This window comes from Denitrificimonas caeni (assembly GCF_905120345.1).
GTDB lineage: Bacteria > Pseudomonadota > Gammaproteobacteria > Pseudomonadales > Pseudomonadaceae > Denitrificimonas > Denitrificimonas caeni_A.
The window spans coordinates 413,068-424,010 of the sequence record NZ_CAJHOA010000004.1 but is presented as its reverse complement, the minus strand read 5'-3'; the positions used below and the strand labels follow the sequence as shown (position 1 = coordinate 424,010).

Annotated in this window: 10 protein-coding genes; 1 reads left to right on the top strand and 9 read right to left on the bottom strand. The window is 48.3% G+C overall.

Translation table 11 applies throughout. The features are described 5' to 3' along the window. Nucleotides 1–265 precede the first annotated feature (265 nt). The 9 genes from JYJ62_RS10080 to JYJ62_RS10040 all read right to left on the bottom strand — a co-directional run bounded on the left by JYJ62_RS10080 (nucleotide 266) and on the right by JYJ62_RS10040 (nucleotide 8,983). Nucleotides 266–631: a carboxymuconolactone decarboxylase family protein gene (locus tag JYJ62_RS10080; RefSeq protein WP_205342074.1), complete on the bottom strand. Its 366-nt coding sequence runs from the start codon at nucleotides 629–631 to the stop codon at nucleotides 266–268. Further along, entirely contained in the window at nucleotides 628–1,038 is a 411-nt protein-coding gene (locus JYJ62_RS10075; protein WP_205342073.1) for a MerR family transcriptional regulator, read from the bottom strand. The genes JYJ62_RS10080 and JYJ62_RS10075 overlap by 4 nt, the downstream gene beginning before the upstream one ends. An 89-nt stretch (nucleotides 1,039–1,127) precedes the next feature. Next, nucleotides 1,128–1,757: a CoA transferase subunit B gene (locus JYJ62_RS10070; RefSeq protein WP_205342072.1), complete on the bottom strand. Its 630-nt coding sequence runs from the start codon at nucleotides 1,755–1,757 to the stop codon at nucleotides 1,128–1,130. 2 nt (nucleotides 1,758–1,759) lie between these two features. Further along, on the bottom strand, nucleotides 1,760–2,455 hold the full coding sequence (locus tag JYJ62_RS10065; RefSeq protein WP_205342071.1) for a CoA transferase subunit A: 696 nt from the start codon (nucleotides 2,453–2,455) through the stop codon (nucleotides 1,760–1,762). A 15-nt stretch (nucleotides 2,456–2,470) separates the two neighbouring features. Then, complete coding sequence (locus JYJ62_RS10060) at nucleotides 2,471–3,376, bottom strand: hydroxymethylglutaryl-CoA lyase (RefSeq protein WP_205342070.1); 906 nt, start codon at nucleotides 3,374–3,376, stop codon at nucleotides 2,471–2,473. Next, nucleotides 3,373–5,331, bottom strand: coding sequence for an acetyl/propionyl/methylcrotonyl-CoA carboxylase subunit alpha (locus JYJ62_RS10055; RefSeq protein WP_205342069.1), 1,959 nt, complete (start codon nucleotides 5,329–5,331; stop codon nucleotides 3,373–3,375). Before JYJ62_RS10055 ends, JYJ62_RS10060 begins: the two co-directional genes overlap by 4 nt. After that, the gene (locus JYJ62_RS10050; RefSeq protein WP_205342068.1) at nucleotides 5,331–6,125 is read right to left on the bottom strand and encodes a gamma-carboxygeranoyl-CoA hydratase; all 795 of its coding nucleotides are present in this window, start codon (nucleotides 6,123–6,125) and stop codon (nucleotides 5,331–5,333) included. The genes JYJ62_RS10055 and JYJ62_RS10050 overlap by 1 nt, the downstream gene beginning before the upstream one ends. Nucleotides 6,126–6,136: 11 nt before the next feature. Then, a complete protein-coding gene (locus tag JYJ62_RS10045) occupies nucleotides 6,137–7,744 on the bottom strand; it encodes a carboxyl transferase domain-containing protein (RefSeq protein WP_205342067.1) in 1,608 nt (535 codons plus the stop codon). Nucleotides 7,745–7,819: 75 nt separating this feature from the next. Further along, entirely contained in the window at nucleotides 7,820–8,983 is a 1,164-nt protein-coding gene (locus tag JYJ62_RS10040; protein ID WP_205342066.1) for an isovaleryl-CoA dehydrogenase, read from the bottom strand. A 265-nt stretch (nucleotides 8,984–9,248) separates the two neighbouring features. Between JYJ62_RS10040 and JYJ62_RS10035 the strand changes: the two genes are divergently transcribed. Next, complete coding sequence (locus JYJ62_RS10035; protein ID WP_205342065.1) at nucleotides 9,249–10,928, top strand: AMP-binding protein; 1,680 nt, start codon at nucleotides 9,249–9,251, stop codon at nucleotides 10,926–10,928. The last annotated feature ends 15 nt before the right edge of the window (nucleotides 10,929–10,943 follow it).

The following is a 10,943-nucleotide window of genomic DNA, read 5'->3' as shown; positions in this document are numbered from 1 at the left end:
CATCGTCAAGCTTGAACAGTAAAACCCCAGATCAGCAATGATCTGGGGTTTTTTTATGCCTCGAAGAAAGTACTTTGGCCTGCCTACGCTATAAGCGTTATACACGCACAAACTACTGGTGATGTCTGCGATAATGTTACTGCGCTGATAACGCGTTTGTAGATCAAGCTCAATCAACAACGCACATACAAAAAAGCCCAGTTTTATTATTAGCTGGGCTTTTAATGGTTTGCAGATGCTAGAGCTATCGCGAAGATGTTAACGCTCAAATATCCGCTTCAATCACTTCTTTAGCGGCGCGAAAAGCTTCACTTGCTGCGGGAACGCCAGCATAGACGGCGCAATGCAGAATAGCTTCGCTAATTTCTTCAGCAGTACAGCCATTATTGAGCGCACCACGAACATGGCCTTTAAGCTCTTGTGAAGCCTTTAATGCGGTAAGTGCAGCAATAGTAATAAGACTACGTTCTTTACGACTTAGCCCTTCACGCTCCCATACCGAGCCCCAAGCATGTTGGTTAATAAAGTCCTGTAAAGGCTGAGTAAACGGGCTGGTATTGTCCATCGCACGATCAACAAAAGCATCCCCCATCACTTCGCGACGGACTTGATTAGCAGGCACCTTACTCATGATTTCTCCTTAGTACTGGCTTTTTTAGTTTTCTCTAGCGCACTTTGGCAGCGCTCTTCAGCTGTATCCAGTTCAATCTGCATTTGCTGAATATCTAAAACTTGTTGTTCGAGTTGCACACGGCGCTCATTAATCATTTCCAACATAATATTGAGTTGCTTCTGATTACCTGCTTTTGGGTCATAGAGTTCGATTAGGGTTTTGCATTCGGCCAAGGAAAAGCCGATACGTTTACCGCGTAGAATCAGCTTTAGAGCAACGCGATCTTTTGGATTGTAAACTCGCTCTTGACCGCGGCGAGCAGGGTGGAGCATGCCTTGCTCTTCATAGAAACGAATAGCCCGCGTAGTGATATCCAGCTCACTGGCTAGATCAGAAATACTATAGGTGTGTTGTGCTCTAGTCATGGATTACCCTTCGGCAGATAAAAACGCGGAATTAAATTCCGCGTAAAATTCGATAGCACACTCAAGTAGATGCTATTTAACACTGTTAATTAACGGATGATTATACAACCTGTGGCTTCTTGTAACTGCTCAAAGCTAACGCCATCTGCCAGTTCGACCAGTTTTATACCTTCAGGGGTCACATCCAATACTGCTAAGTCAGTAATAATACGATCTACCACAGCAACACCAGTTAAAGGTAGATCACAGACTTTGAGAATCTTCTTATCGCCACCCCGTGCGCTGTGCTCCATCAGAATCACTACACGCTTGACGCCGGCGACTAAATCCATGGCACCGCCCATACCTTTAACCATTTTACCTGGAATCATCCAGTTGGCTAAGTCGCCTTTCTCTGAGACTTGCATAGCGCCCAATATAGACAGGTTAATATGCCCGCCACGAATCATCGCAAAGCTTGCTGCGCTATCAAAAATACTACCACCAGGTAGCGTGGTAATGGTTTGCTTACCAGCATTAATAAGATCCGGATCAATGCTGTCTTCAGTAGGGAATGGACCAATACCTAATAAACCATTTTCACTTTGCAGCCAAACATCCATCCCTTCTGGAATATAGTTAGCAACTAAGGTTGGCAAACCAATGCCTAAGTTTACATAGAAGCCATCTTGTAGTTCTTGTGCGGCACGTTGCGCCATTTGTTCACGAGACCAAGCCATGATTAACTCCTTAATGTACGTTGTTCAATACGTTTTTCTGGATTAGCGTTTACCACGATGCGTTGCACATAGATGCCAGGTAAATGCACGTGATCAGGATCAAAGGTACCCACTTCAACAATTTCTTCCACTTCAACTACGCAGACTTTAGAGGCCATGGCGGCTAATGGATTAAAGTTGCGCGCAGTTTTATTAAACATAAGGTTGCCAGACTTATCCGCTTTCCAAGCTTTAACTAAACCGATGTCGGCAACCAGCGAGCGTTCCATAACATAGTGCTCACCATCGAATTCACGCGTCTCTTTGCCTTCTGCCACCAGCGTGCCATAGCCTGTTTTAGTGAAAAAGGCTGGAATGCCAGCACCGCCAGCGCGTAGTTTTTCCGCGAGGGTGCCTTGTGGGGTGAATTCTAGTTCCAGTTCGCCGGCAAGGTATTGGCGTTCAAATTCTTTGTTTTCACCAACATAAGATGAAATCATCTTTTTGATTTGTCGGGTTTCTAATAATTTACCCAAGCCAAAGCCATCGACTCCGGCATTATTACTGATAACGGTAAGTTGTTTTTTTCCGGTATCACGTAAGGCCTCTATCAGCGCTTCAGGAATACCGCATAAACCAAAGCCACCCACGGCTAAGGTCATGCCATTTTCGACAAGGCCGTCGAGTGCTGCTGCGGCCGATGTATATATTTTATTCATTGTTACCTCTCGTCTTTAATGTGCAGAAGCGTGCCAAGCGCGGGCGACTCTAGAGCCCGTTTCGCGGCCTAAGACAGCACTGATATTTAATCCTGCAGCAATGATTTTTTCTAGCTTAACGCCGGTGTCAATACCGAGCCCGTTGAGCATATATAGCACATCTTCGGTAGCGACATTACCGCTGGCACCTTTAGCGTACGGACAGCCACCTAAGCCAGCAACTGAACTATCGAATACGGCGATGCCTTCGGATAAGCATGCGTAAATATTGGCTAAGGCTTGGCCGTAGGTATCATGGAAGTGTCCAGCCAATTGTGAGCGTGGGATATCTCTGCCGACCGTTGCAAATAATGCCGCGGCTTTATGTGGAGTGCCGACACCAATAGTATCGCCCAAAGATATTTCATAGCAGCCCATGTCATACAGCGCCTGAGCAACAGAGCGTACTTGTTCTGGAGCAATCTCGCCCTCATAAGGGCAGCCCAGCACGCAGGAGACATAACCGCGTACGCGGACGCCATGCTGTTGAGCAGTTTCGAGCAGCGCTTCAAAACGCTTAAGACTGTCGCTAATTGAGCAATTGATGTTTTTTTGTGAAAAGGATTCAGATGCTGCTCCGAAGACGGCGACTTCTTTAACACCGGCAGCGATAGCGGCTTCGAACCCTTGCATGTTGGGGGTGAGCGCCGCGTACGTGATGTCTTCGGCACGTTGAATTTTTTGAAATACCTCAGCACTGCCGGCCATTTGTGGCACCCATTTAGGTGAGACAAAACTGCCTGCTTCAATATAAGACAAGCCACTGGCACTGAGCGCATTAATTAGGGCAACCTTCTGGGCTACGCTAATGGGTTGCTTTTCGTTTTGTAAGCCATCACGCGGGCCCACTTCAACTAAGCGTACGTGAGAGGGGAAACTCATTCTTCACCTCCATCCAGTTCAACCAGGACCATGCCTTCGGTGACCATCTCGCCCTCAGCACAGAAGATACTTTGTACAGTGCCAGCGTGTGGTGCGAGCACACTGTGTTCCATTTTCATCGCTTCCAATACCACCAGTGTTGCGCCTTTTTCGACTGCCTGGCCCGCTGTGACTAAAATCTGCACGATATTGCCGTTCATCGGAGCAGTTAAGCCACCTTGTTGTTGTGCTGAGGCGGCTGCTTGTGCAATAAAGTCGACTTCGGTCACCGAATGCAACTCGCCTTGCCACTGAAGATACAGTGTCTTACCTACGCGCAATGCTGGGTATTGCAGGGTAATATTATTTTCCTCAATGATGAGTTGATCGTTAATCAGCTGGGTGTGGGTTAAGTTGTCACCGTACAGCACAACTTTTTGTTGTTGCTCACTGGTTTGTAAATTCAGCGTATAGAGCTGTGGTTGTGCGCTACGCCAGCCTGAAGCAAGCGCCCATTGGGAGGTTGGGTCATCTGCGCGTACATGCGTTGGTTGCGATAACATCCAAGCACGGCCAGCCAAGTTCCAGAATTCTGCCGGCAACTCACTTGGGCTGACAAATAAGTCTTTTTCATGACGTGGAATAAAGTCGGTATCTAACTGCGCAGCAGCAAAAGCTGGGTGGGCTAGGATGCGGCTTAAAAAGGCTAGGTTAGTGCGAACCCCAGAGATATGAGTCTCAGCTAACATGGCTAATAAACGCTGACGTGCTTCTTCACGATTCTCGCCCCAAGCAATCAGTTTGCCAATCATTGGGTCGTAGAATGGGGAAATGCTATCGCCTTCTTCAATACCGGTATCCACGCGGCGACCTTCACCTGCTGCAGGCTCACGGTATAGATTTAATCGGCCAGTAGAAGGTAAGAAATCATTATCAGGGTCTTCGGCATACAAGCGCACTTCAATAGCGTGGCCATTGAGCGGGACTTGTTCTTGGCTCAGTGGCAGTTTTTCACCGCGGGCAATACGAATTTGCCAAGCGACTAAGTCTTGGCCGGTAATTAACTCAGTAATCGGATGCTCAACTTGTAAACGGGTGTTCATCTCCATAAAGAAGAACTCACCGCGCGCATCCAGTAAAAACTCAACCGTGCCAGCACCGACATAACCAATCGCTTGTGCCGCTTTAACTGCGGCTTCGCCCATAGTTTTGCGTAATTCAGGACTTAACCCCGGCGCTGGAGCTTCTTCGACAACTTTCTGATGACGACGTTGAATCGAGCAATCGCGCTCATTCAGATAGATACAGTTACCGTGCATATCAGCAAAAATCTGAATTTCTACGTGACGAGGCTTTAGTACGTATTTCTCCACCAGCATGATGGGATTACCAAACGCAGATTTGGCTTCACGTTGTGCAGATTCTAATGCCTCTTTCAGTTCTGATTCTTTTTCAACGACCTTCATACCCTTACCGCCGCCGCCTGCTGTCGCTTTTAGCAAGACGGGATAACCAATCTGTGCCGAGGCAACGCGGAAGGTTTCGTAATCTTGTTGTTCGCCGTGAAAGCCAGGTACCAGTGGTACGCCAGCTTCTTCCATCAAGATTTTAGCCGCTGATTTACTGCCCATAGCAATAATCGCGCTAGTGGGTGGGCCTAAAAAGATTAAACCGGCATCGTCAATGGCTTGGGCAAAATCACTGTTTTCTGCTAAGAAACCGTAGCCTGGGTGAATAGCTTGGGCACCAGTTGCTTTAGCCGCCTCAATGATTTTATCAATCAAGAGATAGCTTTCTGCGGGGCGAGCACCGCCTAAGTTGTAGCAAATATCTGCCGTGCGCGTATGACGAGCATTGCGGTCAACTTCACTGTGCACTGCTACGGTTTTTAAACCTAGTGCCTTGGCAGTTTTCATAATGCGGCAAGCAATTTCACCGCGGTTGGCGATCAATAGGGTATCAATGTGACGGTTCATTAGCGTGTCTCCTGCCAAGAAGGTGAGCGTTTTTCGAAGAAGGAATTTAAGCCTTCTTGCCCTTCAGGGCTGACGCGTAAAGCTGCGATGGTTTGTTCTGTTTTAGCGCGGGTCAGGGCATCAATTTTGCCTGCGCCGACTTCAATGAGTAGCGCTTTGCTAGCAGCCATGGCGTGTGGACTGTTCTGGCATAAGTTGGCCAGCCATTTTTCTGCCGCTGCATCTAAGTCTTCTGCAGGATAGCTTTCACACAGCAGACCCAACTGGGTGGCCGTTGCACCACTAAAACGTTCTGCGGTCAGTGCATAACGACGCGCTGCCCGCTGGCCTAAAGCTTTCACGACGAAAGGACTGATCACTGCGGGCGCTAAACCGATGCGTACTTCGGACAAGCAAAGCACTGCATCAGCAGCACCAATTGCCATATCACAGCAGGCGATTAGACCCACTGCGCCACCAAAAGCCGCACCTTGCACCACAGCTAAAGTGGGCTGTGGTAGATGATAGAGTTTATGCATCAGTTCACCGAGCTCATGGGAGTCGGCTAAGTTGGCGGCATAATCCAATTGTGCAGAGGCTTTCATCCAGCCTAAGTCGGCACCGGCGGAGAAATGTTTGCCGCGTCCACGTAAGACTAGAATGCGAATGTTTTGATCATTTTGGATCGTATCGAGTGCGTGAATTAACTCGCTGATCATACCGGCATTAAAAGCATTATTTTTTTCTGCACGGTTTAACCAAAGGATCGCAATGCCCTGCTCACCAGTTTCTAATTGTATTTCTTGATAAGCCATGAGTGCTTTCCTTACATGCGGAATACGCCGAACGTGGTCGGCTCAATAGGGGCATTTAACGTTGCTGATAGCGCTAAACCCAATACGTCACGGGTTTGCGCCGGATCAATCACGCCGTCATCCCACAAGCGAGCACTGGAGTAGTAAGGGTGACCTTGGTGTTCGTATTGCGCCAGAATAGGCTCTTTAATCGCGGCTTCTTCTGCGGCAGAGAAACTACCGCCAGCGCGCTCGACTTGCTCACGTTTAACTTGTGCCAGAACGCCGGCTGCTTGTTCGCCACCCATCACGCCAATACGCGCGTTAGGCCACATCCATAAAAAACGTGGATCATAGGCGCGACCGCACATGCCGTAGTTACCAGCACCGAAGCTACCGCCAACCAGTACCGTGAGTTTAGGCACTTGTGCACAGGCCACTGCGGTAACTAATTTAGCGCCATGCTTGGCAATGCCACCTTCTTCATATTTCTTACCGACCATAAAGCCGGTGATATTTTGTAGGAAAATCAGCGGAATACCGCGTTGGCAGGCCAGCTCAATAAAGTGCGCGCCTTTTTGTGCGGCTTCGGCAAATAAAATACCGTTGTTGCCGAGAATCGCGACTGGGTAACCGTGTAAGTGAGCAAAACCACAGACTAAGGTGGTGCCGAACAGGGCTTTAAATTCATCAAACTCGCTACCATCCACTAAACGCGAGATAATTTCTCGTACATCAAAGGGCTGTTTGGCATCGGCAGGAATCACCCCGTAGAGTTCTTGGCAATCGTATAACGGTGCTCGCACTAGACGGGTTTGTAATTCACCGAGTTTTTTCCAATTTAAATTGGCCACACAACGACGAGCAATCGCTAGAGCGTGATTATCATCTTCAGCGTAATGGTCAGCCACACCAGAAATACGGCAGTGGGTATCCGCGCCGCCTAATTCTTCGGCGGTAACCACTTCACCGGTCGCGGCTTTAACTAAAGGGGGGCCGGCTAAGAAAATAGTTGCTTGATCGCGGACCATAATGGTTTCGTCAGACATTGCCGGGACGTAGGCACCACCAGCAGTACAGGATCCCATCACCACAGCGATTTGAGGGATGCCTTTAGCACTCATATTGGCTTGGTTGAAGAAGATACGACCGAAGTGTTCGCGATCGGGGAACACTTCATCTTGGTTAGGTAAATTAGCGCCACCTGAATCAACCAAGTAAATGCAGGGCAGGCGATTTTGCTGAGCTATGGTTTGTGCGCGAAGGTGTTTTTTCACCGTGAGTGGATAGTAAGTACCGCCTTTAACCGTGGCGTCGTTAGCAATAATCATGCACTCAACACCTTCAACACGACCAATACCGGCGACTACACCTGCCGCAGCAATATTGTCAGCATAGACAGCGTGGGCAGCTAATGGCGACACTTCTAAAAAGGCCGATCCGCTATCCAGCAGCGCGTTAATCCGCTCGCGCACCAATAACTTACCGCGTGATTTGTGCCGGTCTTGCGCCGCTTGACCACCGCCTTGGCTAGTGCTGTTGAGTAACGCACGCAAGTCATTCACTTGCTCTTGCATCGCTTGTGTATTGAGAGAAAATTCGGGGGAGCGGGTATTAATTTTAGTCTGCAAGGTGGCCATTGGCTGTTCCTCTACTGTTATTGTTATAGCTACCCTTGCAAGGTTAAATGCTTGCAAGGGGCGTATAGAGAAGGCTTATTTGGTCTCGCGGAATAATTCACGACCAATCAACATACGGCGAATTTCACTGGTGCCAGCGCCAATCTCATATAACTTAGCATCGCGTAGTAAACGGCCGGCTGGGAATTCGTTGATATAACCGTTGCCGCCTAAAATTTGAATCGCTTCTAAGGCCATCTTAGTAGCGGTTTCCGCGGTATAGAGAATCACTCCAGCAGAATCTTTACGGGTCGTTTCCGCACGGTCGCAAGCATTCGCTACAGCGTATAAATAGGCGCGGCTGGCGTTCATTTGTGAGTACATGTCGGCGATTTTGCCCTGAATAAACTGGAACTCACCGATACTTTTACCGAACTGCTTGCGGTCATGAATATAGGGCACCACCACATCCATGCAGGCTTGCATAATACCGACTGGGCCGCCGGCGAGCACTACGCGCTCATAATCCAGACCGCTCATCAGAACTTTAACACCGCCATTAAGTTCGCCTAAGATGTTTTCTGCAGGCACTGCAACATTGTCAAAGAATAGTTCGCAGGTGTTAGAACCGCGCATACCGAGTTTGTCAAACTTAGAACCACGGCTAAAACCTTGCCAATCACGCTCAACGATAAATGCCGTAATCCCGTGCGCGCCTTTATCAGCATCGGTTTTTGCATAAATCACATAGGTATTGGCATCTGGGCCATTGGTAATCCAAGTTTTACTGCCGTTGAGTACAAAATGATCGCCTTTACGATCAGCCCGTAAGCGCATGGATACTACATCCGAGCCAGCGTTGGGCTCACTCATGGCTAGCGCACCGACATGTTCACCAGAAATTAACTTGGGTAAGTACTTTAGTTTTTGCTCATGCGTGCCGTTTCGGTTGATTTGGTTAACACATAAGTTGGAGTGCGCACCATAGGACAGGCCTACAGAGGCTGAGCCACGGCTGATTTCTTCAAGGGCAATCACATGTGCTAAGTAACCCATGCCAGCACCGCCGTACTCTTCGGGCACAGTGATTCCGAGTAGACCCATATCGCCAAACTTACGCCACATGTCCTCAGGGAAAAGGTTGTCGCGATCAATCGCTTCAGCGCGTGGCGCGACCTCACTTTGAACAAAGCTGCGTACTTGATCGCGCAGCATATCGACGGTTTCACCAAGCGCGAAGTTAAGGCTGGAATATGTCATGTGTAAGTACCTTTGAATTAATTTTGTATTTGTTTTAAGAGGCAAATCGCCTGGTTGTTATATCTACGTCATATTCATTGAGTGTTTTTAGGGTGTTTACATCGGCTTCAATTGCGTTGTATGTTGTAGCCATGGATATGACCTTTACGTTAACGTAAGCCAACCATGGATTAGCTGTCAACACTAATCTTGAAAACAGGAAAGGAAACAGCGAGTCCAAAAAAATCAACCTCGATAACAAACATAAATACAGAGGGAATTTGATATGAGTAATCCAAGCTACACCTGCGGTTTGCAGGATAAACCTCTATTGGCTATGACTATTGGCGAAGCCTTCGATCAGACAGTTGCGCGTTTTCCTGATCGTGAAGCGCTGGTCGCCAGTGAACAAGATATACGCATGACTTGGGCTGAACTAGGTGTCTTAGTTAACAAGTCTGCGCGTGCTTTACTGGCTCTGGAGATTAAACCTGGTGATCGTGTCGGTATTTGGTCACCGAATTGCGTGCAGTGGTTAGTTAGCCAATTTGCTACGGCAAAAGTTGGCGCGATTCTGGTGAATATTAACCCGGCCTATCGCACCAGCGAGTTGGAGTATGTGCTGAAACAGTCGGGCTGTGCTTGGTTGATCAGTGCATCATCGTTCAAAAGCTCTGATTATCACGCCATGATCAGTGATTTGTTACCTGAGTTAGCACCTGCTGCGCCAGGGCAGTTACAGAGTCCAAGATTACCGTTACTCAAAGGTGTCATTAGTCTCAGTGATCAGCCGGCACCCGGCATGATGGCTTGGCAGGGCGTGTTAACTGCTGCGCATACGGTTAGCGATGAGGCATTGACTGAAGTCGGTCGGCGCTTGCAGTTTGATCAGCCGATTAATATTCAATACACCTCAGGCACCACGGGCTTCCCTAAGGGAGCTACGCTCAGCCATTACAATATTTTGAATAATGGCTATATGGTCGGTGAAAGCCTTGGTTTAACTGAGCATGATCGCATGGTCATTCCGGTACCGCTTTACCATTGCTTTGGCATGGTGATGGGCAACTTAGGCGCTTTAACTCACGGCAGCACCATTATCTACCCCAGCGCTGCCTTTGACCCGGTGACGACGTTACGTACGATTGCCGAGGAAAAAGCGACGGTTCTATACGGCGTGCCCACTATGTTTATTGCCATGCTCGATAGTGATGAGTTGCCAAGCTTAGATCTTAGCAGCTTACGTACTGGGATCATGGCAGGCTCTATTTGCCCGATTGAGGTGATGAAACGTGTGATTGCCGATATGCACATGAGCGAAGTACAAATTGCTTATGGCATGACCGAAACCAGCCCCGTCTCCACGCAAACCGCAGCTAACGATAACCTTGAACATCGCACCACCACAGTTGGACGTACGCAGCCCCATCTCGAAAGCAAAGTAGTCAATGAGGAAGGTGAGATTGTGCCGCGTGGACAAATTGGTGAGCTATGTACCCGTGGTTATAGCGTGATGCTCGGCTATTGGAACAACCCCGATGCCACTAAAGAAGCCCTCGATAGCGCGCGTTGGATGCATACCGGCGATCTCGCGATTATGGATGATGATGGCTATATAAAAATTGTTGGGCGTAATAAAGACATGATTATCCGTGGCGGTGAAAACGTCTATCCGCGTGAAATCGAAGAGTTTATTTATACCCATAAGTGTGTGGCTGATGTGCAGGTTGTGGGTATTCCATGCGAGAAGTTTGGTGAGGAAATTGTGGCTTGGGTGCAGTTACATCCAGGTGACGAGCTGACTACCGATGATTTAAGAGACTACTGCAAAGGGAAAATTGCTCACTTTAAAGTGCCGCGCTTTATCAAATTTGTGCATGATTTTCCGATGACCATCAGTGGCAAGGTGCAGAAATTTAAGATGCGTGAAATCAGCGTCGCGGAATTTTGCCCAGAAAGTGCTTAGTTTTTTTGTCATCAA